The sequence below is a fragment of the Variovorax sp. FG153 genome (assembly GCF_057809595.1).
This window is the reverse complement of sequence record NZ_JBMDKG010000038.1, coordinates 1-24,762: the sequence shown is the minus strand read 5'-3', so window position 1 is coordinate 24,762 and position 24,762 is coordinate 1. Positions and strand designations below refer to the sequence as shown.

The following is a 24,762-nucleotide window of genomic DNA, read 5'->3' as shown; positions in this document are numbered from 1 at the left end:
GATCGGCAGGCGTGCCGTTGAATGCAGTGCGCCCGACCAGACGCCACGGCTTCCATGATCAGCTTCATCGACCATGGCTCGTGGCGCCGACCGACACCGCGCACCCGTTGGCGAACGGCTTGTCTTGCGGATAGTCAAAAGTCCTACATCGATCTTGCAGGCCCCAGGGTAGAAACGATGACCCAGGAGTTCGGAATGACCACCATTGCATTCGATAAACGCTATGAGGCGTGGGCTGCAGCTGAGGCGGCGGTCTATGAGGCGATGATTCGGCTCGGTCCGCTCGGCCATGCGGAGGTCACGCCTTTGCGTGTGCGGGCCGATGAGCTGCTGCGCGAACTCTGGGAAGAACCAGATCTCTTTGAGGCCATCAGCGAGTCCCGCGATCAGTTTGAGTTTGCGCATGCCTCGCGGGCTGTCTAGGTGCCCGTGTTGAGATCAGCGGCAAGCTTGCCTCCGACAGCGTGATCTTTGGCCGGACCACCGGTTGAGAAACAAGATCTCATCGAGGCGTTCCTCTCGCCTCCGGCTGGGAGCGCCAGGTTGCAGCAAGCTTGCAGTAGGCGCTCGGTCGCCGCCAGCTTCTGTTCACGTTCTCGGCGTCACCCGCGTTCCTCTTGCTCTTCGCGTTCCCGCGTCCTCGCGCCGCCGCGCCTTCGACGTGCAAAGAATCAAAGCTGTCTGACATGGCGTAAAGCGCGGGAACCCTACATTTCTGACGCCACGGCTGCGTCGTGGCACCTTGCTGTAAACCTCAGCCCGGCCCAGTGCCGGGCTCTTTTTTTAGGATCGCTGTGACAAGTCGAACGTCTCTTGAAATCTTGCCGAGTGGGACCTAGATTGATCACCGTCGAAGTTTTGGTCAACTAAAAAGGAGGTTTTCATGACCATGAACTTGTTGCGGCAGATCGCGACGTCCCGCCTGCCGGTCTCGTTCTATCGACCCGAAGACATCGACCAAGTCCGCATCCTCAGAGCGGCGGGCCTGGTTGTGGCGCTGGTTCCGGCGCCAACCAATCCGCTCACGCTGGCGGGCGACGGCTTGGCTGCTCAGGTGCTCGCAGTCACGCAAAAGGGGCGTGAAGAGCTCGCCAAATTCGACTACCCGCAGTCGCCTTCGCGGCCGCCGCTGTGGCGCCAACGAATGTCACGCATCGTCACGCGGCGTCGCAGATCACCGTCTTCCGACTCACCCACCTCTGCACGAATGCAGTAGCACAAGAAAAGATGGGTCCGCTCGAGCGCGCGCTGCTTTGATCATTCACGGCAGCGCTTGCCGTCTCGACGGCCGAGCTTGTAGCTTCGCCGTGTTTGTCGGGTTCTTGGATTTCGATGCAGACGTCGTGTGGCTATTCTGCCCGTGTCGCAACGATGGCCTCGGAGCCTTCATGGACCGTAGGTCACTGCGAGCCTGCCGGCCATGCTGACCCTAGAGTTCGCCCTGCTCGGAAACATCAATCGCAGCGATGTGCCTGCAGATTCACTCTTAACTATCGGCCGCGATGTCTACCAACGGTCATTCACGCTGTTCGGGTGAGGACCTCGTGAGCACGCGCGAATGCTTCCAGCAAAAGGAAAGCGCCATCACAGCAACGAGACCTCGACGCCGTCGGCCGCCACCATCAACCCGGGAGTGTCCTCAGCGATCTCGATCGGCACTCCCATGTGGGTGAAAAAGTCGCTCTTGTTCGAGCCGCAGAGCTTCAGCACGCGCACGTATTCCGCGTGCTGTGCGCGCGTCATCAGAAATTTTTGCGGGTAAGCATTGGCGTGGGCCTTCCAATGGGCCGACAGCTTTTCGGTCATTGAGAGATAGAGAGACGGCATACGTAAAATGACATTGCTGAGCGCACAGGGATTTAGTAGATTTTCGTGCCCGTTGGAGAAGGCTGGCATGCCAATGGATTTTTTGCGTCGCATCAAGGACGCCAGGTTTCCGCTCGAGCTTCATGACGAAGCAGATATTCGAAATTCGATTGTTCTCGAAGCGGCCGAATTGATCAAAGCCCAGTTGCCAGGCGTCGGCGCCCCGCCTGCGGACGCTAGCGTCATCATTTTCCGCATCACGCCTCAAGGAAGAGCCGCCCTGTCCATGGGCAAGCCGATATAGCTTGGTCGGAGAATGCTTGGGCCCCCATCTGCTCTCGACTCGAGATCATCATGGTCGGTCGCTCCATGCGTCGTTACTCTGAGTGTCCAGCCAGCTCGAAAGGGCGCTCTTCCGCCGGTCGGATGCGAAAGGGACAGGCCTTTCTCGACGCGCAGGGGCGTAGTTCGATGCACGAGTCTGAGTGCTTGGCGAGCGCGGTTAGCGCTGCTCAGCCTTGTGCCGGCAGCAGCGTGGACGCTCGCACGTGCAGACGCTTTTCGAGGTGACACCAAAGGAAAGTTCGCTGTCGTCTTTTTTCTGCAGGCTCTCATTGGCGTTCGCAGCACCCGTTCGCGTTGCTCGGTAGGTCCTCCGTGGGGAGACGCAGCGAGACAAGCCAGCAGACAAAGCATTTGCGAGAATGGATACATGCTTCTTCCTCCTCCGAACGGTACGGACCGTGTGCAGGGCCTCGCGGCGCGCCTCGGGTGCACCGTGGCCGATCACTGTGAACTCTATGGGCAATTCAAGCCCGCTCTTCTGGGCAGCTTCTCAGGGCTCGCGCTGACGCTCAAGGAATTTGGGGGGCGTTGGGACAAGGTGGAACGTGTGTACGTTTTCGCCAGTTGGCCCATGCTTGAGGCCGCTTTGGAATACTGCATCAGGCACAAGGAAGAAGCCCGCCCTTCGATTTGAATGCTGCGGCCTGAAACGGCGCGGTCGATTGTCGAGCGCGCCGCGGCGGTCTTCTTTTTTGCGTCCCAGCTCGATGCCAGCCGTCGCCGCGACGCCGAGGAAGCACTCGCACAAGCGCACAAGATGGAGGCTCTCGGGCAACTCACAGGCGGTATCTCGCACGACTTCAGTAACCTGCTTCAGGTGATGTCAGGTCATCTGGACATACGGAGGTGAAGTTGGAAAGGGGCATGCTCGAAGAGGGCACCGTTCGTCGAGGGGTTGAGAGCCTGCGTTCGACAATCTTTAAAGCATCAACGCTGACCAGCAGCAGCTTGCTTTCTCGAGGCGCCAAAGACTGCGCGGCCGAGTGGTAGGGATCAACGCGGTGGCACAAGGAATGTCCGAGTTGGCCGCGCGCACTCTCGGTGATTTGATCTATGTCGAATTCGACCTGGCGCCCAACGCGGGGAATTTGGAGATCGACGTGACGCAACTTGAGGCGGCCAGCTTGAATGTTTTGGTCAACCCACGCGATGCAATGCCCGGCGGAGGGGCGATCAAGCTGCGTACGCACCCGTTGAGGTTGCGCTTGGCAGTCCGACGGCGCTCGAGGGACTGGCGCCAGGCCCGTATGCTGCTGTCTGCATCTCCGATTCCGGCCTGGGAATAGATTTGGCAATCCTGCCTCGGGTGATGGCCCCCTTTTTTACGACAAAAGACGAGGGGAAGGGGACAGGCTCTGATTTGAGGAACTGCGGCGCACCCGCGCCGCGCCGATGCACCAGTCAGAGAACGCTTTTCGGGTGCTGACCGCGTCACTGAAGCCCTCGATGTCGGGCTTGAGCTTGGCAGGCTCGTCGAGTTGAACAGCGGTCCTTCACCTTAATGCTCCTCATCAAAGGCTAAGAAATCTATGAAGGAAAACTTTGTAGTTTGACTTTGTATCGGCTAGCATGGCTTGATGAATGAGCCGGTAAGCGCCCCTCACGATCTACGCGCGCACACTCTCGCTGCGGAACTGCGCATGCTGGTGGCCAAGCTCAACCGGCGACTGCGCGAGCAGTCGCATGCCGGCGATCTCACGGGCTCCCAGAAGACCGTGCTCCTGCATCTCGAGCGCGAAGGTCCGGCCACGGTGACGACGCTGGCGCGCACGGTGGGGGTGCGTCCTCAATCCATGGGCGCGACCGTGGCCGCGCTGCAAGGGGCCGGACTCGTCAGCGGTGCGCCCGACCCGGCCGATGGACGCCAGACCATCTGGTCGGTCACGCCGGTCTTTCGCCAATGGATCAAGGACGCCCGCGCCGCGCGCGAGGACTGGCTGTTCCAGGTGATCCAGACCAGGCTCGCCCCGCGCGAGCAGGAAGCGCTCGCGGCGTCCATCGAACTCTTCAAACGCCTCGCCGAAGATTGAAGGCGACCCACCATGCCCGTCACCACCCTCGATCCCCAAACCGCCCTCATCGTCATCGACCTGCAAAAGGGCATCCTCGCGCTGCCCGTCGCGCATGCCACCGGCGAGATCGTGCAGCGCGCCAGCGCCCTGGCGTCTGCCTTCCGCCAACGTGCCCTGCCCGTGGTGCTCGTCAACGTGGCAGGCGGTGCCAAGGGCCGCACCCAGCAGCAGCGCCCCGGCGGCGAACTGCCCGCCGACTGGGCCGAGTTGGCCGCTGAACTCGATCGCCAGCCCGGGGACCACCTGGTCACCAAGAACACCTGGGGTGCCTTCACGAATACCGGGCTCGAATCGCACCTGAAGGCGCTGGGCGTCACGCAGGTCGTGATCGTCGGCATTGCCACCAGCATCGGCGTGGAGTCGACCGCACGCCAGGCCTACGAACTGGGTTTCAACGTCACGCTCGGCATCGACGCCATGACCGACATGAACGCCGATGCTCACGCCAACAGCATCGCCCGCATCTTTCCGCGCCTGGGTGAAACCGGCACCACGCAGGAAATCATCGACCTGCTTGCTCGGTGAGCAGCAGCATTTTCCGATCGCTCCGGGGCTACAACTACCGCGTGTGGGCCGGTGGCGCGGCAGTGTCCAACGTGGGCACCTGGATGCAGCGCACCGCGCAGGACTGGATCGTGCTCACGGAGCTCACGCGCCACAACGCCGCCGCGGTCGGCATCGTGATGGCGCTGCAGTTCGGCCCGCAATTGCTGTTACTGCCGCTCACCGGCTGGGCGGCCGACCATCTCGACCGGCGCAAGCTGCTGATGGTGACGCAGGCCACCATGGGTGCGTTGGCGCTCGGATTGGGTCTGCTGACACTCACCGGCCTCGTGCAGCTGTGGCATGTGTACGTGTTCGCGCTGCTGCTGGGGTGCGTGGCCGCCTTCGATGCGCCGGCGCGCCAGACTTTCGTGTCGGAACTGGTCACCGAGATCGATCTGCAGAATGCGGTGGCGCTGAACTCCACGTCGTTCAATGTCGCGCGCATGATCGGCCCGGCGGTCGCAGGCGTGCTCATTGCCGCGGTCGGCACGGGCTGGGTCTTCGTGATCAACGCGGCGTCGTACGTGGCCGTCATCGGCGCGATGAGGATGCTGCGCGTGCACGAGCTCCATCTGCGCCAGCGCGCGGTGCGCACCCGTGGCAGTTTTCTCGAGGGCTTTCGCTACGTTTGGCGGCGCCCCGACCTGAAGGCCGTGCTGTTCATGCTTTTTTTGATCGGCACCTTCGGCTTGAACTTCCCGATCTTCATCTCCACGATGTCGGTCACCGTCTTTCATGCGGGCGCTCACCAGTACGGCCTGCTGTCTTCGATCATGGCGATCGGCTCCGTCGTGGGCGCACTGCTCGCCGCGCGGCGCGACAAGCCGCGCATGGGCGTGCTCGTGGTGGGTGCTTCCGTTTTCGGCGCGGGCTGCGCGCTGGCCGCGCTGATGCCCGGCTACTGGCTCTTCGGCATGACGCTGATCGTGGTGGGTGTGGCCGCGCAAACCTTCACCACCACGGTCAACAGTTGGGTGCAGCTGTCGACCGAGCCCGCCATGCGCGGGCGCGTGCTGGCGATCCTGCTGGCGATCCTGCTCGGTTGCACGCCGATGGGTGCGCCCCTGGTCGGCTGGGTGGCCGACGCGTTTGGGGCGCGTTGGGCGATGGGAGTGGCGGCGCTGTCGGGGCTGGCCGCGGCTATCGTCGGGTGGCGCTACCTGTCGCTGTACCACCGGTCCTCGCAGGTGGGTGCTTCCCAGGAAAACCCCGAGCCATAGGACAAGTGGAAGCAATGCTGCGCCGCCGACAGGGCGGAGCTTGTGGCGCGGGTGCTTCGCGTGGTCGCCCGATGCCTACCCACGCAGGTTCGCTGAGGTGCGGCGAGCCGGTGTCCTGTCAACCTCCGGCCTGCATAACAACTGGTCTGCGAAGTGTCCGCTGCTTCAGCATGTGTTGCACACCTTGGTAAGAATGGCGCGCTGTTGCTAGCTCGACAACGCCGCGGTAGAAGTATTTGCTTTCAGTTCGTCGACTGAGATTGCCATCTCGGTGACTTCAAGCGGCCCATAGTTCGAGAGGAACGCAACATCAGCCGCATCGCGCCCATAGGCCAAGACGATTCGACCGCCTTGCGGTTCTGCCTGCGTCGCGTCGAAGGTATACCACCGCCCGCCGACGAAAGCCTCGAACCAGGCGTGCATGTCCATGGGCTCGAGTTGGTACAAGTAACCGACCACCATGCGGGCGGGGATGCGCAGGGCACGGCACATGCCGATAGCCACGTGTGAGAAGTCACGACACACGCCTGCGCCATCAGAAAGGGTGTCGAGCGCATCCGTGGATCCATCGCTCACGCCATACCTGTACTCAAGGTGTTCGTGGATCCAGCGTCGAATGACTTCGACTTGGGCATAGCCCGATTTGGTGTCCCCGACGATCTGGAGCGCACGGTCCTCCATCTTGTCAGAAGGGCAGTAGCGGCTTTGAAGCAAGTATTGCAGCGTGTCCGAGGGCAGGTCGCGGACCGCTACTGCTTCTGCATCGGGCGCGACGGCGATCGCAGCCTCGGCTTCCATGATCATCTCAACCTCGATGCGCATCTCGCCTTTTGGCACGGTGAGGCGCTGACACAGGTTGCCAAACACGTCGACGTATTCCGTGGTTGTCACCCACGGCTGAAGTTCGTAGCGCTCACTGACCATCCACTGCGCATCGCCACTGCGGGGGCGAAGCATCGCGACGACAGGGCAGTCACTACTTGCTTGCACTCTCATCTTGCATGTGGCGTGAAGTCGCATAGTTCTTTCTCAGTGGAGAGTGGATTTGAAAGTTGGGCGCGCGGGAATCAGCCCTGGTTGTAGCCTTTGCAGGGTGCTGCTTCTGTCAGCGAAGATCGAGTTTTCACCAGCGTTTTGATTCGCAAAAGCTTGGGCATCTAGTTCATCCGCCATGCGCGCGGTTATTAACCTACGCATTGCCAGAGCAAAACTCGTGCCCTGCCAGGTGAAGCCGTCGCGCGATGGATCGCTAGAGGCCGATGTGATGTCGGCCGCTGAAGCCTGGAGATCCCTCTCGCACGAGACGATGAGGAGGCGAGTATGCGAGATAGACACGCACCGCACCGGTCACTGATGGGGGCGTCGGAAAATCTCCCCCGTGATCTACTGCGCTGGCTTGCTTCAAGCTGTCGAGGCTGTCGCCAGAACAAGAGGTCGTTTGTACTTTGGGAAATCAATGCAAAGGAGAAAGCAAAAATTTGAAATCCATTTGCCCTCCCACTATTGCCGAAACTTACATCCCGATCAGGCTGGCCATTGCGCGTGCAATCGGACTATCAAATCGCATCTTGCCTTCGACTGCGGCGAAGCAGATGCAGTCGGTCCCGGGTGCGACGGTTGGACAATGATGGATGCTGTGATCTGCGGCATCAAAGTCACCGGTGCCAAATACCTCACGTCCGTCTGCAAAAGCGCCGTGAAGCACCTGGGTTAGCTCGGTGCCATTGTGGGTATGAAAAGGTAAGCTGCGGCCCGAGCCGATGCGCAACAGGAATAGCTTTGCATCCGGATGTGAAGGAAGGCGAAGTCTGCTCCATCGCATGCCAGGAGCGAGAAATCTCCAGGGGGTTGAGGTGCAGGCCTCTAGGGCGCGAGGCCACGCCATGCCGGCAGGCAGCGAGGGCCGCTCACCTCGTTCGAAGGTGCGCGAAGATGGCGTCTTGTGAACCGACGCTGGCTGATCAATCGCCGCGAGTGTTCGTGCCAGTGCTTGCGCCGAAAGAGATGCAGGCGGCAGGTCCTCAACTATGACCCCGCCGACTGCTTCGAAGAGTCCAAGGCGCTCCTGGCATTGAGCGCAGGTCTCGATGTGAGTGCGCACTACGAGCGTTGCGCCGATGGAGAGCGTTCCCGCGGCGAGTGAAAGCAAGAGGTCGTCAGCGGGATGATGGCGGATCATTGTTGCATTCCTTCAAGCAACTCGCGCAGGCGCGCAAGCGCCCTTCGAATGCGCGACTTCACAGTGCCTAACGGAAGCCCAAGCTCTTGCGCGATCTCTGGATGGGGGTGATCTTTGAAAAATGACAGGCTCAGCAGATGCTTCTGCTCTGGAGAAAGCTGCGACATAGCCAGTCGAATGCGTACTGCATTCTCTCCAGTCCACACACCTTCTTCCAGGGCCGGACCAGGGTCAACCAACTGCGTCGCCAGATCCTCTTCGTCTGGCACCAAGGGGACGCTGTCGCGCCGTAATGAATCCACCCGAAGATTCCTTGCGATCGCGAAGATCCATGTGGACAATGCCGCTCGCTTCGGGTCGAAGAGCTTGGCCTTTCGCCAAAGGCTCACCATCGTTTCCTGCGCCAACTCCTCGGCGGACGTCTCCGAAGAGCCACAGAGCATCATGTAAGCCTTGACCCTAGGGGCAAAATGCTTAAAGAGAGCGGCAAACGCCTGTCGGCTATTGGTCGCCGCTACCGCCTCCACCCACTCATTGAGTTGTTCGCTGGTTGGCACGGTACCTCGTCGTTGCACCTTGGTTACGACAGACAGCCAAGGCAGCTTGGACACGCCCGTGTCGGGTTCGGGCACTACGACTTCTTGAACGGCGCTCATGCCTCATATACGCCCCTTAAGCCTACTTGGATCACAAGTGAGCCATGACGGCAGGCGGAAATTGTAACAACCGAGCTGCGCAAGCCATTTTCCGGAGAGGCTGACCGCGCTCGAACTTCCGGTGGCCGTCGTTTGCGCTTGTGCGCGCACCATCAACGGCGCGGCAGCCGCGCCTTTGTGGCGGTGCGCTGGACGCGTGCCGCGCCCTGACATGAAAACCGGCCGGGTGTCGCCAGGCCGAAGCTGCTTGAAACGCCGTTGCGCCGAGGTTGAGTGTCGCTGGGAATCTGGGAAGATTTGGCGTCGCGGCCCTGGCGGCCCTCTGCTTGGAATCCCTCAATGTCGTCTCTTCAAGCCCCTCCTGATGCACTGCTGCAGGCGTTGTTGGTTCATGGCGGATGCGCCGTGTGCTGTTACGACGCTCAGAATCGCATCACCGGTTGGAACGCTCTCTATACGGAGTTCTTTCCGGAAGTCGCTTCCTGGATCCGGGTGGGAACGACGTTCGAGGAAACGTTGAAGGCGTTTCTGCGGCTACAGCATCCGGCGTCGACGCCGGAGCAGATGGTTGAGGCGACGGAAAATGGTATGTCGAGGCACCTGAACGAACAGGGACCGATCCAGTATCAGCGGGCCGACGGCCGATGGCTCGAGCTTCGCATGTTCTTGCTGCCGGAAGGTGGGCGCTTCAAGTTATGGAGAGACATCAGTACCCAAATCGCACCCGGCACGGACAGCGAACTTTTGCATCGACTTATTGCGGCGGTGAACGTGGGCATCACGGTCCATGATGCCGATGGAAGTCTGCGCTACGTGAATACGAGATTTTTCTCGGAACACTTTCTCAGTCTAATTCGGGGTGTTCCAGCAATTGAACGAAGAGTTACCCAAGCGAGCTACTGGAAGAAGTTTCACGAGATATTCGAGCGCGACGCTGAGTTCGAAAAGTTGTGCCTGAGCGAAGTTGAAGGGCCGCTGCATCACCCGGTGACACTTCAGGCGCGGTCAGGTCGCTTCTATCGTATCCAAGAACAATGGTGGGAAGATGAACTGGTCAGCATCTGGACTGATGTGACCGACGTGATTTCTCGGAAGAGAGCGCTGCAGCAGGCGCACTCAGAGCTTTCGGCGCTAAATCGCCAGTTGGTCGAGCTGTCGGAAACGGATTCGCTGACAGGTTTGGCCAATAGAAGACGATTTGGAGTACAGCTTGAACGTGCTCAGCAAGCAGTCGTTGAAGGTGCGCAAGCGGCTGTCGCAATATTCGACCTTGACTTCTTCAAGGCCGTCAACGATCGCTATGGGCATGATGCAGGAGATGTCGTATTGGTCGAAGCCGCAAAAATGCTCCAGGTTCATCAAGGTGACGACATCTGTGTTGCCAGACTTGGTGGAGAGGAGTTCGGAATGGTGTTTCGCGGCATGGAGGTTGCCAAGGTGCTAGCGGTTTGCGAGGAATTGCGTCGCGCGTTCTCTCAAGGCCATTTTAGGATCGGAGCGCAGCGTTTGCGTATCACCGTCTCGGTTGGGGTTGCTCCATTGACCGAATATCGGAATCAGTCAGTTTCTTTGAAAAAAGCAGATGACTCGCTATGGAAAGCAAAGTCGGCCGGTCGCGACTGTGTCATGTTTGAGTTGAGCTGGCCCTATGTCCGTGACGGAGTCGACGATCTCCAAGTTGTCACGGATATCCGGGCCGACGATGAGCCTCTCAGTCCGGAAGCCTTGCGTGACAAGTATGCTCTGCCGGTCAATCAGCATCCTGTATTCACTCGGCCGCATTGGCAAGAAGCCGTACGGCGCAGAGAAACCGTAGACGACTATTGGGGATGGGTCAGCTACAAGATTGAAGCGCGAAGCCAAGACCAGTGAGCAGCGTCCATCGGTGCCACGTTGTCGGTAGGATTGGACGACGCGATTTGTCGATCCTCCTTCGGGCGCTTTGACTGGATGAAGGTGGTCGCATCGACTGGACGATTAGATGACTCTGAAATCCACGGGCTAAACATCGGCCGTTGGCTGAAGCTGCCCATTCGTCGAGCTGGCAAGTCCAGTCGGTGAGTGCAGTTTTGGCTTCGTGGCGCGAGCTGAGATTGTTGCTGGCAGGGAACTCCTGAGGCGCTACGGCCGCGCAACCGCTGAAGGCGTCTCCGGCCAGCGCTGCGGCACACGGCGGAGGCTGTCCACCGAATAGCCGAGTTCCTTCAGACGCGCCACCGCATTCTGGTAGGACGTCTCGGAGATTTGCGGCGTGCGCGCCATGATCCAAGCGTAGTCGCGGTCGCTGCGACCTATGATGGTCAGCTGGTAATCGCTGTCGATGTCGACGATCACGTATTCGGCCTTGATCGGCCAGACGAACTGCATGCCCCAAACCGCATTGTTGGTCCCGGGCACTACAGTGGCAATCGGGTTCATCGTCTTGAGCTCGCCGTCAAAGGCGCCTTCACGATAGCGGAACCGAGTGGCGATTCTGCCGTCGGGCTGCAGCGTATACGACTCGACCGCGTTGAATGCGTTGCGCTCGGGACGCGTAGGGATGTTGCCGATGACATACCAGTCGCCAACGAAGCGGTGCAGGTCGACCTGCGGCACCGGCCGGATCTTGACATTCGGTGAGACAGCACAGCTGGCGACGAATAGCGTCGCGCATAAGGCTGCAACAAGCAGTACGGTCGGCTTGACCAGCCGCGGAGAGAGGTGCTGCATAGGGGCGGGTCCGGAAGTTTGGTGCAAAGTACGGGTCGGTGCGCGCTGGATACGTCGGACGGCGCCCCGCGGCTTTGCAAGCCCGCTCAGCGCATTGGCCTGGTACGCTCCATCAACCTGGGGCGAATCCCGTGTCCTGCCCTGCCGAGGTCGTCGGGAGGGGTAGCCTTCCAGAAGATGAGGCCATTGCCAGAACCTGTCTAGGGGGTAAGGCGGCTCGCGCTGGAGGGCTTACGCATGGCTATCGATTAGCTCGACGATAAGGCGCTTGACCTGCGCACGTCCCCATCAGCCCCGCTAGTAACGACGCATCGGCTGTCCGCGTGAATCATCACTTTATGCGACCCCAGTGGGTGTCAGCTCCGGCTCTCGATGCCGTGAAGCTGACATGGAAGAAAGGTTGTTCGCGACATGGTCAATCAAATGGCGCAGACTGCTCTGCCCAACGCGCCCACACCAGTCGCGTTTAACGAAAGAAAGCCTCTTATGGTCACAGTCGCGTTATTCGTTCGCCTGGAAGCGAAGCCCGGGAAGGAGAAAGACGTCGAAGATTTTCTTCTGAGCGGTCTTCCCCTCGTCATGCAAGAGCCTGCCACTACCGCTTGGTTTGGCATTCGCCTGGGGCCAACAACCTTCGGAATCTTCGACGCCTTTCCGGACGAAGCAGGCCGCCAAGCCCATCTTTCTGGCAAGGTTGCGGCGGCTTTGATGGCACAGGCAGGTGAGCTGTTTTCCGAACCGCCGTCCATTCAGAGAGTTGACGTGCTCGCGGCAAAGTTACCCGGCTGAATATCTCTCCCGGAAATCGATGGTCGAGAGACCTTCGCCGCGCACTACACGCTGAAGCCGTCGTGCATAGGAATGTTGATGCGCAGGCGTATTGGCGAACAAGTGGCCGTGGTGGGCGTTTCCGCCTCCCAGTGCGCGGACTACGTGCGCACGCAGTCGCTGTGCGCCGGAGCGTAGCTACACCGACTTTATGCACAGTGTGACAGCGCATCGATGCGGCTCATCGCAGGACGCCCATGGTGGCGGCAAGGAGAAGTCACGATCAGGCTATTCTCTACGGCAAGTTGCGGAATTTTGGGTTACAAGCGATCGCTGCATGATCGATCCGCCACGGCGGGCTCTTATGGCGAAGGTAGAGGCGTAAGCCCATCCCGTTGGGGATCGCGAAGGAAGGTGCCGGCAGTCATGTTCGCTGCAGGCCAGTAAGCTCCATGCCGACGCCAAACGCAAAAATCGACAGGGTGCAGCGGTTGTCCGATGAAAAAGCGTCTGAGCCAACGCACACCTGAGGAATGGCTGCAACCGCTGGACGAGACTTTGCTCCGTCCAGGGCTCTTGGTGCGGCCGAGCGATTTCGCTCCCGCTGCGGTCGCATGCGATTCTTCCATGAGAGGCGTCAGCCGTCCCTCCGCTGAGCGGAAAGCCTGAGGACGGGTCACCAGATGCCCGCTTGCTCTACAGCTCCGAGACGAGACGTACTTCCTGCGCCGGGTCCTTATGAAGTATCAGCGCCCAAGTCAACTCGAACCGTTGTAGTGCTTTCTCATGGAGCGAGCTCGCTTCGAGTTGTGCTTGCGAAAACTGTCGCTGCTGCACGAACTCGTCAGCGAGAAGGGTTGGATGCGGATGCGCCTTGATCAGAGCGCGTAGAGCGGCGGTCAGCGCGATCTCCGTTCCAAGAACGCTGGCCGCTGACGCGTTTTCTGTTGCCTCATCCGGTGTGGCCATTGTGTGCCTGCCTTGCGGGTTCCGTGTTGAGGAACTCCGACTTTACTGCAAGAGGGGGCCCACGTTCCGAACACGCCAGGGCCCGGCCCATCTTCTTTCGTCTGAGCTGACGAAGATACTCGGGTCTGTGGTACCCCTCGCGCAGTGGTGCCGAAGGCGAGACCGCCACATGCGAGATGAGCTGCCGATCTTGCACGGCGCCCGTCGACATGAATTTCATGCTGCGCCTGCCCTTGTTGCTCGTGATTTGTGATGCGGCGAGGGCAGCCGTGAGGGCTGTGCGACATCCCGTGTCGCCCGTGACCCGCGACCTTCGTATGCGAACGCCGAAGCTGCAGGGAAATGTCAAGAGCTGCGCGATCGAACTCTCTCTAGGCTGTCCTCGTTTCGCCGGCTCTTGAATGCTCGTGTTTCGGCGCTCTGGACTTCCACACCCCCTCTTTTGACCGCATCACGCGGTGATGGGCGAGTCCTTTTGAAGGATCGGCTTGCAAGGTCGAGCTGAGCCTTGCCGTTGCGGTGGTTCGATTCGCATCCGACTGCGACTCATGCTTTCAGGAAAGTTGTAGCGCCGCACGGACTGGCTGGCAAGGGCAACTCCTCATCTCGCGCACGCGGAGCCAGATATGTCCTTTGCTTGAACGATCAGCTCACGCACGACCGACGCGGCCGCCTTTCCGACGACGTCATGTTGGTCGGCACCAAGATGGATTCCGTCGATTTCGCTGCGGCCCGTGATGGGGTTCAGGTCGAAGAAGTGAACAGATTTCGTCGCCGCCATCTCCGCCAACGCCGCGGCGAACCCTTTGCTTCGCTCGACCGCACCTTCAAACTTCTTCTCGTTGCCGCCCTTTGGCTGAATGATCTCCGGCGGCGCGACGACCAGGATGCGAGGCCGGGGCATGCCGGGCTCCACCGGGGCTTGGCGTACGGTCTCAACCAGCTTTCCGACGCCGGAGGCGGCTGCCCAGGCCTTGATGCCGAACGGGGCCTGGAAGTCGTTGGTTCCCAATTGAATGATCACCAACTCCAGTGGCGAGCACATCTCGATCACCTCGCCGAGACCTGACGCGCCATTTCGGCCCGGACGAAATGGATCGTCCCAGATTGTTTTTCGGCCGGGAAGGCAGTTCTCCACGATGCGAATCTCCCGCAAACCGGCGCTGTGAAGTGCGGATTCCAGAACACCCGGCCACCGTTGGTCGAAGGCGTAACGTTCGCGGGTGCCGGGGACCATGCCCCAACTTATGCTGTCCCCGTACACAAGGATTTGCTTCATGGTCTGACCGTCTTTGTCAAAGCGGGTGTTGCCTCACGAGCATGGGCGCCCAGCTCATCAGGGTGTGCATTCGTCTCGCAGCAGCACGCTTGCCAGCGCCGCCGAGTACACCTTGGATTCGAGACTGTCCGTGCGGCTGGTGAGGACTACAGGCCTTTTCGTTCCCAGCACGACACCGGCACACGACGCGCCAGCCATGTAAACGAGGGACTTGTAGAGGGCATTGCCAGCTTCGAGGTTCGGCATCAGCAGAATGTCTGCTCTGCCGGCGACGGATGAGTCGATGCCCTTGGCGGTCGCAGATGCCGTGGACACCGCGTTGTCGAAGGCAAGCGGACCATCCACAGCCGCATCGAAGATCTGACCGCGTTGCGCCATCTTCGCAATGGCTGCGGCATCGAGCGTGCTCGGGGCACCCTGTAAGACCGATTCGGTGAAGGAGATGACGGCAGCTCTTGGCCGGACGATGCCGAGCGCTCTTGCCAAATAAATGGCATGTTCAAGAATTTCCACCTTCTCGCCCAACGTCGGTGCCACGTTCACGACGCAGTCGGAGATGATCAGCGGCGATGGGCGGCCCGGCACTTGAAGCACAAAGGCATGAGAAATGCGCCGCTGCGTGCGCAGCCCGTCGTTGCGCGCGACCACCGCGCGCATCAGTTCGTCGGTATGGAGTGAGCCCTTCATCAACATGTCGAGGCTTCCTGCGGCTGCAAGCTTGCAAGCTTTCTGAGCAGCCGACGCAGCGCCGGCGCCGGTGTCGATCAATTCAAATCGCTGCAGATCGATGCCTTCGCGCGCCCCGAGCTGAAGCAGACGATCGCGCGGGCCGAACAAGCTCACGTCGGCGATGTTTTCTTCGGCCAGCCGAGAGCCTGTCTCAAGCGCGGCTGTGTCGCAGGGAAACACCATGGCGATCTTCCGCCGGCCGCTCTGACGCGCGGTCGCGAGCAGGTCGTCGAGAAAGGTGCTGCTGCTTTGCCCGACGACGCAGGTAGGCGATGAATTGGGGGTGGTCATAGAGTGCGACGTTGAAGATGGCCGGGAGTGCCGGTCAGGCGGCGGGTTCCTGTGCGGAGGTCGCCGGCACTGCGCTCGAATGACGCAGCCGTGTCTTTGTCAACGCGCCGGCTGTCTCGAGGATCGGATACGCGATGGAGCAGATGAGGGAGTTGATGCGCTTGAGATCGCTGATGAGATCGAGGTGCAGTGAGCTCGTTTCGATGCTTTGGCTCGTCTGCATCTGGAGACGTGCAAGATGGTTGGCCGCATACGCGTGTTCCAGCTCGCGGAACCGAGCCTTCTCCTCAAGCAGTGCTTTCGCATCGTGCACCTGGCCGTCCAGGAAAACGCTCATCGCCAGTCTCAGGTTGGCGATCAATCGCGAGTGCAGATCCGCGATTTCTCCCATCCCGGCATCCGAGAAGCGGCTGGCCTTGCGGATCTGCTTGTCCTCGAGGTCTTGGATCACATGCTCGACGAGGTCGCCAACCTGTTCCATGTGGATGGTGAACGAGACAATGTTCGACCAGCGGCGTCCTTCTTTCTCCGGCAACGCATCGCGAGGGATCTGTGTGAGGTAGAACTTGATCGACGAGCAGATTTCGTCGACGCGGTCGTCCATCTTGCGCAACTGCTCGGCCAGCGTGAGGTCGGCGTTGCGAAGCACCGGAAGAATGCCGGTGAGCATGGCTTCAACCAGATCCGCTTGGCGCAGGGCCTCGCGAGCCGCACAGCTGATCGCAAGGGAAGGGGTCGCCAAGGCGGCAGGATCGAGATGTTGCGGGCGAATCTCGCCGAGCGGCGCGGCAGGGGTGGGCAGCAGCGTTTCGACAACCTTCGCCATCGGTCCCGTCAGCCCGATCAGAAGCACGGCCCGCGTGAGGTTGAACCCCAGGTGAAAGGCAATCACCTGGGTATGCAAGCTCGAGAAGTTCTGTTGCAGCAGATGTTCAATCTGGGGGAGCATGACCACTGCCAGGGCGCATCCGAGCAGCTTGAACAGCAGGCTGCCGAGCGGGAGCCGCATGCGGATCGCACGTGGTCCCGAGCTGGTGAGCAGCGCCAGAATTCCGCTACCGATGTTCGCGCCTAACACGAGGCACATTGCCATTGGCATCGGCAGGACGCCCGAAGCCGTCAATGTCGCGGTCAGGAGCACAAAGGCGAGACTTGAATAGGTCGCCATCGTCAGCAGGGCGCCGACGGCGATCTCCAGAAGCACATCGTCGGGCAGCGCGAGCACCAAGCTGCGGAACGTTGCAGAGGCGAGCAGGGGCTGGGTCGCACTGACGATCAGTTGCAGCCCGAGCGTGATCAGCCCGAAGCCAATCAGCACATGGCCCACGCGGGCGCGCGGTCGCTTGTCTGAGCCGGTGACGAGCACGACCCCCGCAAGCACGAGCAGCGGTGAAAGCCAGGACAGGTCGAAGGAGAAGACCACCGCCATCAGGCTGGTGCCGACCTCCGCGCCGAGCATCACGGCCAATCCAGCGGGCAGGCCGACCAGGCCGCTGCCGACGAACGATGAGACGAGTACCGCCGTGGCCGTGCTCGACTGGACGATGCCTGTCACCGTCACGCCCGCGAACATCGCCAGAAAGCGATTTCTCAGGCTGCGCGAGAGAACATCGCGCAGGTTGGCACCAAAGAGTTGAATGACGCCGGTGCGCACGATTCCCGTGCCCCACACGAGCAGAGCGATCGCAGCGAGAAGGTTCAGCAAGTGGATCATCGAGGTGACACGACGGAGGGCGTCGGGCCTGTGAGAGGCGCAGTGAAGGAGGCCGCGATTGTGGGTTTCGGGGGCTTCACGATCAATCGACCATTGCTCACATGCCGGGTGAGTTTTTATGCAGACCAACGGATGTATGCTTTTTGATCGTCCTCCTCAGTTCTGATGCATGCCATGCGAGCCCTACCTCCGCTGAATTCGATCAAGGCCTTCGACGCCGCCGCGCGCCACCTCAGCTTCACGAAGGCTGGCGATGAGCTGTGCGTGACGCATGGCGCGATCAGCCGGCAGATTCAGGTGCTCGAACAATGGCTGGGCACCGCTTTGTTCCTGCGGCTACCGCGCGGGCTGCAGCTCACGGCCGATGGCATGCGCTTTCACACCGAGGTCAATGCCATGCTGAACAGCCTGGCCTCCGTGGCTGACCAGATCCGGCGGCCGCAGACGACCCGCATCATCCGCGTGCAGTCCTTGCCGACGTTCACGATGCGTTGGCTGATACCCAGGTTGCCGGATTTTCAGAGAAGGTATCCCGATGTCGAGATCCGGCTGTCGATCGCGGCCGATGCCATGCCGCCTCGCGTCAACGACTTCGAAGTGTTCCTGACCGGCGGCCCGGAAAGTCATCATGGCTTTCGTTCTGGGCGATTCCTTGACGAGCAACGGATCGCCGTCGCGGCGCCGGAGTTGTTGCTGCGTTCACCGATCCAGCAGCCCAGTGACCTGAAGCAGCATGTGCTGCTTCACACCAGCAGCCTGCCGGCGCTTTGGTCCAACTGGTTTTCGGCAGTGGGCAGCCAGACGATCGAATGCCGCAGCGAACTGACCTTCGAGCACCTTTACCTGTCCATCCAGGCCGCCGTCAACGCCGTGGGCGTTGCCATCGGTCCGACGGCCTTGGTGGCCGATGACGTCAACGAAGGGCGGCTGCAGTACGTCATGCCGCAGTACGCGCTGCCGGCCAGAAGCTACTTTTGGTACTGCCCGGAGCGAACCAAGGGTGACGCCGCGGTGGAGGCCTTCTGTGCCTGGCTCGTGGATGTCGGTAACACGGGTCCAGTGGTTGCGAGCTAGCTGGAACCAGGCCGGGTCCAGGGGCGCGTTCAAAAAAACTCACAGGCCTGTCTCAACTTAAATCGATTGATACCAGACGGCTCCGAAAAATAGCATCGCTCGTTTCATACACCTGAGAAAAAGGAGCGAGCATGGCTTTGGAGCTTGAAGATATTCGGGCGTTATTCGACGCGTACGGCTCAAGGGCATACGGCAAGGAAGCAGTCACGCAACTGGAGCACGCACTGCAGACCGCCCATCTGGGCGAAGCCGAAGGCGCCGAGCAGGAGCTGATCGTCGCGGCATTCCTGCACGACCTGGGGCATCTGATCGGGCTGAGCAAGCAGCATGAAGAAGGGGCGCCGAGTTCGGACGACGGATCGCCTTTTGGAACGGGTGACGACCTGCATCAGTACGTGGCGCTGCCGTTCTTGCGCCCCGTTCTCCCAAGCGCAGTGGTCGATCCCATCGGTCTGCACGTCGAGGCCAAGCGCTGTCTGTGCGCGATCGATCCGACATACCGCGCGAAGCTGAGCCCGCTGTCCATTCACACGCTGAAGCTGCAGGGCGGCATCTACACGAAGGAGGAGGCAGATTCCTTCCAACATCGCCCCTTCGCCCTCGACGCCATGCGGCTGCGCCGCTGGGATGACGCGGCCAAGGTGCCCGGCGTCAAGACGCCCCCGTTCGAGCACTACTTTTCGATGCTCTCGAAAATCTACGCGCAGCACCGCGAAACGCGCGCGGCGCACTGAACAAAAACCAAAAAGCAAGCTCGCGCGAGCGCGCGAGTGCAGGAGACAAGATGTTTCATCAATTGACGATGCCGATCGGCGGCGCACTGCTGCCCACCTTCATCGTGGCGGCACTTCCGATCACGACCGTGCTGCTGATGCTCGGCGTGCTACGGCGACCTGGCTGGCAGGCGGGTCTCGCTGGCCTGGGCGTAGGTCTGGCCGTTGCGGTCTACGGCTGGCAGTTTCCTGTCGGCATGGCCTTCAACGCCGTGGCCCTCGGTGCAGTGTTGGCGGTCTGGCCCGTGATGTGGGTGGTGGTCGCGGCGATCTTTTTGTTCAACATGACGATACGAGCGGGACGGCTCGATGCCTTTCGTGTTTGGGTGCTGGACAACGTACCCAACGACCGACGGGTTGTGCTCCTGGTGGTGGGTTTTCTCTTCGGCTCGCTCTTGGAGGCCGTGGCGGGGACTGGTACGCCCATTGCCATCACGTCCGCTTTGCTCGTCACGCTCGGCTTTCCGGTGCTCGATGCGCTGGTATTCATGCTGATCTTCGATACGGTTCCGGTCGCGTTCGGCGCCATGGGCCTGCCGATCACGGTTCTGGCTGCCGTCACCGGGCTGCCTGCCGCGGAGCTGGGTCAGATGGCAGGGCGCCAGCTCCCCTTTTTCGCTTTCCTGCTGCCCTTCTATGTGCTGACGATCTACAGCGGCGTGAAAGGCTTGCGCGCCGTTTGGCCGCTGGCGCTCGTGGCGGGGGGAAGCTTCGCGATCACCCAATTCCTTGCCGCCAACTTCTTGAGCTATGCGATCTGTGATGTGCTGGCGGCGATTGTGGCGATCGTGGTGACGATGACCTTTCTGCGGTACTGGAAGCCGGCACCCGATGCTCACTACCATGTCAACATCGACCGGGCGAGCATTGCCCGAACGAGCGTGACAGGTCGGCAAAGTTGGTATCCATGGCTGATCGTCGCAGTGATTGCCGTGGGATGGACCGTCGCGAATCTCGGAAAGATCGGGGAAGTCTCTATCCCCTGGCCCGGGCTCGACAAGGCGGTGTACATCACGGTGTACCAGAAGGCTTACCCGGCGATTTGGAGCTTCCAGCCGCTGACGACCGGTACGGCGGTGCTGGTTGCTGCGCTGGTCTCGGCTCTTGTCATGCGCTTGTCAGTCAAGGACTTCTTCGGCGCCGCGAAGGACACCTTGCGGCAAACAGCGGTGCCCGTGGCCACTGTCGCCATGATCATCGGCCTGGCCTACCTCATGAACTATTCCGGGATGACGTACAGCCTCGGCCTGGGCATCGTGGCGGTGGGTCCATGGTTCCCCTTCGTGTCTGCCTTTCTTGGGTGGATCGCGGTCTTCCTTACCGGCAGCGATACCTCTGGCAATGCCCTGTTCGGCAATATGCAGGTGGTGGCAGCGAACCAGCTGGGGCTCAGCCCCACGCTGATGGCAGCCACGAACTCGACCGGGGGCGTCTTCGGCAAGATGATCTCCCCGCAGAGCATCGCGTGCGGCGTTGCAACCACGGGGATGCATGGCAAAGAGGGGGCCATCGTCGCGCGCACGTTCAAGCACAGCATCTTCCTGACCCTTCTGCTGGGTGTGTTGGTATGGCTGCAACAAAACCATCTTCACTGGATGATCCCTGGTCACTGACTCCCCGCACGACGACGTGATGCGCTTGGTGCTGTCCCGCCTCGCTTGCGGAGCTCGGGTAGCATCGCCGCATGTTGCGCGCGACTCCTACCGATCCTCCGCTGGCTGGCATTCGAGGGGCGCGCGTGCTCACGCCTGAAGGCTTGGCGCCGGCCTCCTTCGCCGTGGACGAAACGCTGCTGCGCAGGGCCGCGTCGTCCGATGCGTTCCTGGATGCCGGCGACCTGCTCGTCCTGCCTGGCATCGTTGACATCCATGGCGATGCCTTCGAGCGGGCACTCAGGCCCCGGGGAGGAGTTCAAGTGCCGCATGTGACGGCGCTCACGGATGTCGACGCCCAGCTGTTGGCCAACGGCATCACCACGGCCTATCACGGCGTGACCATTTCGTGGGAAGGCGGGCTGCGCAGCTTGGCCGTTGCCGAGCAAATGATTCACGCCTTGCAGGAGCGCGGCGTTCGATGGGGCGCCGACCACCGATTTCACTTGCGACTGGAAGCCAGATTCGTGGAGGGGTGGGCTGCCGCAAGTCGATGGATCGAAGCTGGCCATGTTCACTTCCTGTCCATCAATGACCATTGGCCGCAGCTGGCGGCCAAGCTGGACGATCCCGTGCATCTCGCCCGGTACGCGGAGCGCGCGGAATGCGATGTGCAGACCTTTGTTCAGCGCGTAGAGGCGGCCAGTCAGGCAGTGCCCGAAGCGCCGGGGTTGGCACAGCTCGTGGCACAGGCCAGGCGAGCCGGACTGAGTGTCGCGTCGCATGACGATACGGATGCGACGCAGCGGCGGCAGCTAAGCCTCTGGGGCTGCAATGTGGCCGAGTTTCCTCTGAGCGAGGGTGCGGCGAAAGAGGCGAGGGCGTCGGGTGACCTCATCGTGTTCGGTGCGCCCAACGTGTTGCGCGGTGGCAGTCACGTGGGGGCGCCAGGAGCTGAGGACATGGTCCGCAAGGGCCTGTGCGATGTGCTGGCGTCCGACTACTACTATCCGTCGCCTTTGCTCGCTGCATTCGACCTTGCACGTCGAGAGGTGCTTTCGTTCTCCGAGGCGTGGAGCATGGTCTCGCGCCATGCCGCCACGGCGGTGGGGTTGACGGACCGGGGGCGCTTGGAGACTGGGCAGCGGGCAGACTTTCTGCTGGTGGATGACGCGGTTCCCGGGCCGCCGCGTGTTGTCGCCAGCGTGGTGGCGGGAGCGTTGCGCTTCGCGTTGCGTGCCTTCGAAAGCGGCACGCTGCGTTGAACAGCCGCTACTTGCCGCCCGTCACGTCGAGGAAGGTGCCGGTGACGAAGGAGGCTTCGGCGCTGGCCAGCCACAGGATCGCTCGCGCCACTTCTTCGGGCTGGCCGCCTCGACCCATCGGGATCGAGTCCTTGACACGATCCACTCTGCCGGGCTCGCCGCCACTGGCATGCATCTGCGTGTAGATATGACCCGGGCGAACGCAGTTGACGCGGATGCCCTCGCGAGCGACCTCCTTGGCGAACCCGGTCGTGAAGGTTTCGAGCGCGCCCTTCGATGCGGCGTAGTCGACATATTCGTTGGGGCTGCCAAGTCGCGCGGCTGCCGACGAGACATTGATCACCGATCCCCCTCGCGCGTCGTGGCGGCTTGACATGCGCTTGATCGCTTGCTGTGCGCAAAGGATCGGGCCGATGGCGTTGACCGCAAAGATGCGGTGCATCCGCTCGAAGTCGAGATCTTCCAGTCGACATTGCTTTTGCAAGATGGCGGCGTTGTTCACGAGCACATCGAGGCGTCCGAATGTCCGGTCGAGCTCCGCGAACAAACGAGCGACTTGCGCGGGATCTGCGCTATCAGCTCGCACCGCCAACCCCTGCCGGCCCGCGGCTCGTACGTCCGCGATGACGGTATCGGCAGCCGATTCGTCTGAGAGATAGCTGATCACCACGTCATAGCCTTGCGCGGCTGCGAGACGCGCTGTGGCCGCACCGACGCCGCGGCTGCCGCCTGTGATCAAGATGACGGGTGCCTGAGAAGCATTTTCCATGGGGTGAAGTTCCAGAGAGTGAGAAGAAGGCAGGATGGTCCTGCTCGTCGTCGAGTGGCTGCCGTCAGATCGTTTGCTGGGTGAGCGTCAAACGCGCGCGCAACGCCAGTGCCAATGGGACCACGGTGATGGCAGTCAGTGCCGTCGCGCATGTAGCCCACTGGATGCCGACCCGATCCCCCAGGAGACCGTACAACACCGGTGAAATCGCGCTCGAGCCGATGGTGCCTGTGTAGAAGAGCGCAAAGGCACGTTCATCATTTCCCCCGGGGGCCAGTTCGGGTACTGTGCCGTACAGTACGGACGAAGTTCCGTTCATGAGCGCGCCCAGCAACGGCAGCAAGGCCAGCGCGGGAATCAGGGGACACAGCATCACGGATAGGATGCACACCGCAGTCCCGCATTCGGTTGTGAGCACGGTGCCGATGACGCCCATGCGCTGGCCGAGCCAGCCGCAAATGAACTTCCCGGCGGCCCCGCCGATGAAGACCATCGCCAGAGCTGTGCCCAGCATCGACGTCGATATGCCCTTGCCTTTGAGCAGGAACGGCAAGAAGGTCAGCAGCCCCATGCGCACGCCGCTGTCCAGCACACCGATCGCCAGAAGGAGCCGGAAGCCGGTGGCTGACGGATTCTTTTCATCGGCGCCGTCAACGTCTTCGATCGCCGGGTCGCGAGGTGTTGACGGAAGCCAAAGTGCCAGACCTGCAGCGATCAATCCACCGAGCATGGACATGGCCCACAGTGCATGACGCCACGGCATCATGGTGGCCAGCAGCGAGATCGCCGCAGGCAGGGCGGCCTTGCCCAGATCTCCGGCAAAGTTGTAGATACCGAGGGGGCCGCGGGCGTTGCGGCCATAGGCGCGCGACACTGCACCAGAAGCCAATGGATGCTGGGTACTTGAACCGCTGCCCGACAAGGCCAGTGCGACGCACAAGCCAAGCAGGCCACCCGACAGGCCCGCCGCTGCATAACCCAGCGCGGCGAGCAGCGTCCCGAGCGCCAGCGTGGCACGGCCTCCGATCCAACTCGCCAGACGACCTGCGGAGAGCTGGAGCATAGCCATCGTTCCGGTGTAGACGCCCCGCACCAACGCCAGCGAGGCATAGCCGAGTTGGAACTCCGCCTGCCAGATCGGCAGCAGCGCGTAAATCATGTCGCCGTAGCCGTCGTGCAGTGCATGTGCAGCACAGGTCGCCCATAACACGCGGGTGCGACTGCTGGATGCCTTTTTCGCCTCAGTCGGCTGCGAAACTGCGGTAGGCATCGTCATGGTGCGATGCTAGAGCGCCGCCTTCGTCGACACCATCGACGATATGTCACATCAGCTGCTAGGAAAACTCACATCGGCCACCTGGGAGAATCTGGAGCGCTAGGCAGACCTCAACCTGTGGTGAAACAGACCCGATGATGGCTGCGCCGGGTTGAGGCCCAATCTGCTTGCACCTGGAAACGCTTTGCGCCGTACGGTGTTGAGCGGCTGGACATGTTGGGGCGCCCCGACGTTTCCCGCCAATGACTTTGTGACACTCCTTGACAGCGAGCACCCAGCACGCTCAGCCCGCCCACGCCGCTGTCGAACACGCCGACGGGCGAAGCGGAAGCGGGCGGCTGCGGACGCGCGGCGAGGCTCAAGCGGGTTCCAGCGTGATGGTCTTGAATTCGCCGCTGGCGATGCGCTTCTGCCACTCGGCCGGGCCGGTGATGTGCGCGCTGGTGCCGCCGGCATCGACCGCCACCGTCACCGGCATGTCGACCACGTCGAATTCGTAGATGGCTTCCATGCCCAGGTCCTCGAAGCCCACCACCTTGGCGGTCTTGATCGCCTTGCTCACGAGGTAGGCGGCGCCGCCCACGGCCATCAGGTAGGCGCTCTTGTGCTTCTTGATCGCCTCGATCGCGACCGGGCCGCGCTCGGCCTTGCCGATCATCGCGATCAGGCCGGTCTGGGCCAGCATCATCTCGGTGAAGCCGTCCATGCGCGTGGCGGTGGTCGGGCCGGC

26 protein-coding genes are annotated in these 24,762 nt (G+C 61.5%); 14 read left to right on the top strand and 12 right to left on the bottom strand.

The genetic code is table 11. From position 1 onward, the window contains the following. Positions 1–54 precede the first annotated feature (54 nt). Both ACODT0_RS30915 and ACODT0_RS30910 read left to right on the top strand, forming a co-directional pair. The gene (locus ACODT0_RS30915; RefSeq protein WP_261217575.1) at positions 55–423 is read left to right on the top strand and encodes a hypothetical protein; all 369 of its coding nucleotides are present in this window, start codon (positions 55–57) and stop codon (positions 421–423) included. Between the two features lie 460 nt (positions 424–883). After that, positions 884–1,216: a hypothetical protein gene (locus tag ACODT0_RS30910; protein WP_261217573.1), complete on the top strand. Its 333-nt coding sequence runs from the start codon at positions 884–886 to the stop codon at positions 1,214–1,216. A gap of 368 nt (positions 1,217–1,584) precedes the next feature. Here the strand turns inward: ACODT0_RS30910 and ACODT0_RS30905 are convergent, their stop codons facing one another. Further along, positions 1,585–1,806 (bottom strand): hypothetical protein, encoded by a 222-nt coding sequence (locus tag ACODT0_RS30905; RefSeq protein ID WP_489043022.1) that lies wholly within the window; start codon positions 1,804–1,806, stop codon positions 1,585–1,587. A gap of 28 nt (positions 1,807–1,834) precedes the next feature. Here ACODT0_RS30905 and ACODT0_RS30900 point away from each other — a divergent pair, with 28 nt between their 5' ends. The 6 genes from ACODT0_RS30900 (at position 1,835) to ACODT0_RS30875 (ending at position 5,989) form a co-directional block, all read left to right on the top strand. Beyond that, positions 1,835–2,110, top strand: coding sequence for a hypothetical protein (locus ACODT0_RS30900; RefSeq protein WP_489043021.1), 276 nt, complete (start codon positions 1,835–1,837; stop codon positions 2,108–2,110). A 408-nt stretch (positions 2,111–2,518) separates the two neighbouring features. After that, entirely contained in the window at positions 2,519–2,785 is a 267-nt protein-coding gene (locus ACODT0_RS30895; protein ID WP_261217566.1) for a hypothetical protein, read from the top strand. A gap of 388 nt (positions 2,786–3,173) precedes the next feature. Beyond that, complete coding sequence (locus tag ACODT0_RS30890; protein WP_489043020.1) at positions 3,174–3,437, top strand: hypothetical protein; 264 nt, start codon at positions 3,174–3,176, stop codon at positions 3,435–3,437. A 291-nt stretch (positions 3,438–3,728) separates the two neighbouring features. Then, positions 3,729–4,181, top strand: a complete 453-nt coding sequence (locus ACODT0_RS30885) for a MarR family winged helix-turn-helix transcriptional regulator (RefSeq protein ID WP_409976602.1) — start codon at positions 3,729–3,731, stop codon at positions 4,179–4,181. Between the two features lie 12 nt (positions 4,182–4,193). Further along, positions 4,194–4,748 (top strand): isochorismatase family protein, encoded by a 555-nt coding sequence (locus ACODT0_RS30880; protein WP_296724069.1) that lies wholly within the window; start codon positions 4,194–4,196, stop codon positions 4,746–4,748. Beyond that, positions 4,745–5,989, top strand: coding sequence for an MFS transporter (locus ACODT0_RS30875; protein WP_489043019.1), 1,245 nt, complete (start codon positions 4,745–4,747; stop codon positions 5,987–5,989). The genes ACODT0_RS30880 and ACODT0_RS30875 overlap by 4 nt, the downstream gene beginning before the upstream one ends. A gap of 207 nt (positions 5,990–6,196) precedes the next feature. Here ACODT0_RS30875 and ACODT0_RS30870 read toward each other — a convergent pair whose 3' ends face one another. From ACODT0_RS30870 to ACODT0_RS30860, 3 genes are all read right to left on the bottom strand, one after another. Continuing rightward, entirely contained in the window at positions 6,197–6,985 is a 789-nt protein-coding gene (locus ACODT0_RS30870) for a transglutaminase domain-containing protein (protein WP_261217560.1), read from the bottom strand. 517 nt (positions 6,986–7,502) lie between these two features. Then, complete coding sequence (locus ACODT0_RS30865) at positions 7,503–8,168, bottom strand: ChrR family anti-sigma-E factor (protein ID WP_082322163.1); 666 nt, start codon at positions 8,166–8,168, stop codon at positions 7,503–7,505. Next, entirely contained in the window at positions 8,165–8,824 is a 660-nt protein-coding gene (locus tag ACODT0_RS30860) for a sigma-70 family RNA polymerase sigma factor (protein WP_082322164.1), read from the bottom strand. The genes ACODT0_RS30865 and ACODT0_RS30860 overlap by 4 nt, the downstream gene beginning before the upstream one ends. A 339-nt stretch (positions 8,825–9,163) precedes the next feature. On the opposite strand from ACODT0_RS30860, the gene ACODT0_RS30855 reads away from it, so the two are divergent. After that, positions 9,164–10,696 (top strand): sensor domain-containing diguanylate cyclase, encoded by a 1,533-nt coding sequence (locus ACODT0_RS30855; RefSeq protein ID WP_489043018.1) that lies wholly within the window; start codon positions 9,164–9,166, stop codon positions 10,694–10,696. Positions 10,697–10,945: 249 nt separating this feature from the next. Here ACODT0_RS30855 and ACODT0_RS30850 read toward each other — a convergent pair whose 3' ends face one another. Beyond that, positions 10,946–11,533: a lipocalin family protein gene (locus ACODT0_RS30850; RefSeq protein WP_413764941.1), complete on the bottom strand. Its 588-nt coding sequence runs from the start codon at positions 11,531–11,533 to the stop codon at positions 10,946–10,948. Positions 11,534–12,019: 486 nt separating this feature from the next. Between ACODT0_RS30850 and ACODT0_RS30845 the strand changes: the two genes are divergently transcribed. Beyond that, positions 12,020–12,322 carry a putative quinol monooxygenase gene (locus tag ACODT0_RS30845; protein ID WP_057598578.1) on the top strand — a complete coding sequence of 101 codons (303 nt, stop codon included), beginning with the start codon at positions 12,020–12,022 and terminating at the stop codon, positions 12,320–12,322. A 675-nt stretch (positions 12,323–12,997) separates the two neighbouring features. Here ACODT0_RS30845 and ACODT0_RS30840 read toward each other — a convergent pair. The 4 genes from ACODT0_RS30840 to ACODT0_RS30825 form a co-directional block, all read right to left on the bottom strand. Continuing rightward, positions 12,998–13,270, bottom strand: a complete 273-nt coding sequence (locus tag ACODT0_RS30840) for a hypothetical protein (RefSeq protein WP_296724095.1) — start codon at positions 13,268–13,270, stop codon at positions 12,998–13,000. 601 nt (positions 13,271–13,871) lie between these two features. Continuing rightward, positions 13,872–14,549, bottom strand: a complete 678-nt coding sequence (locus ACODT0_RS30835) for an SGNH/GDSL hydrolase family protein (RefSeq protein ID WP_489043017.1) — start codon at positions 14,547–14,549, stop codon at positions 13,872–13,874. A 57-nt stretch (positions 14,550–14,606) separates the two neighbouring features. Next, on the bottom strand, positions 14,607–15,569 hold the full coding sequence (locus ACODT0_RS30830) for a bifunctional enoyl-CoA hydratase/phosphate acetyltransferase (protein ID WP_489043016.1): 963 nt from the start codon (positions 15,567–15,569) through the stop codon (positions 14,607–14,609). Between the two features lie 34 nt (positions 15,570–15,603). Then, entirely contained in the window at positions 15,604–17,283 is a 1,680-nt protein-coding gene (locus ACODT0_RS30825) for a Na/Pi cotransporter family protein (protein WP_284454567.1), read from the bottom strand. A 174-nt stretch (positions 17,284–17,457) separates the two neighbouring features. Between ACODT0_RS30825 and gcvA the strand changes: the two genes are divergently transcribed. The 4 genes from gcvA to ACODT0_RS30805 all read left to right on the top strand — a co-directional run bounded on the left by gcvA (position 17,458) and on the right by ACODT0_RS30805 (position 21,987). Beyond that, entirely contained in the window at positions 17,458–18,357 is a 900-nt protein-coding gene (gene gcvA / locus ACODT0_RS30820; protein WP_284454566.1) for a transcriptional regulator GcvA, read from the top strand. Between the two features lie 131 nt (positions 18,358–18,488). After that, entirely contained in the window at positions 18,489–19,091 is a 603-nt protein-coding gene (locus ACODT0_RS30815) for an HD domain-containing protein (protein ID WP_284454565.1), read from the top strand. Between the two features lie 50 nt (positions 19,092–19,141). After that, positions 19,142–20,743, top strand: coding sequence for an L-lactate permease (locus ACODT0_RS30810; protein WP_057591481.1), 1,602 nt, complete (start codon positions 19,142–19,144; stop codon positions 20,741–20,743). Positions 20,744–20,814: 71 nt separating this feature from the next. Then, entirely contained in the window at positions 20,815–21,987 is a 1,173-nt protein-coding gene (locus ACODT0_RS30805) for an alpha-D-ribose 1-methylphosphonate 5-triphosphate diphosphatase (RefSeq protein ID WP_284454564.1), read from the top strand. Positions 21,988–21,994: 7 nt separating this feature from the next. Here ACODT0_RS30805 and ACODT0_RS30800 read toward each other — a convergent pair whose 3' ends face one another. The 3 genes from ACODT0_RS30800 to ACODT0_RS30790 form a co-directional block, all read right to left on the bottom strand. Continuing rightward, positions 21,995–22,756, bottom strand: a complete 762-nt coding sequence (locus ACODT0_RS30800) for a glucose 1-dehydrogenase (protein WP_284454563.1) — start codon at positions 22,754–22,756, stop codon at positions 21,995–21,997. A gap of 64 nt (positions 22,757–22,820) precedes the next feature. Further along, entirely contained in the window at positions 22,821–24,026 is a 1,206-nt protein-coding gene (locus tag ACODT0_RS30795; protein WP_284454568.1) for an MFS transporter, read from the bottom strand. Positions 24,027–24,390: 364 nt separating this feature from the next. Then, positions 24,391–24,762, bottom strand: a 372-nt coding sequence (locus tag ACODT0_RS30790; RefSeq protein WP_489043015.1) for a fumarate hydratase C-terminal domain-containing protein, incomplete at its 5' end; no start/stop codon positions are given.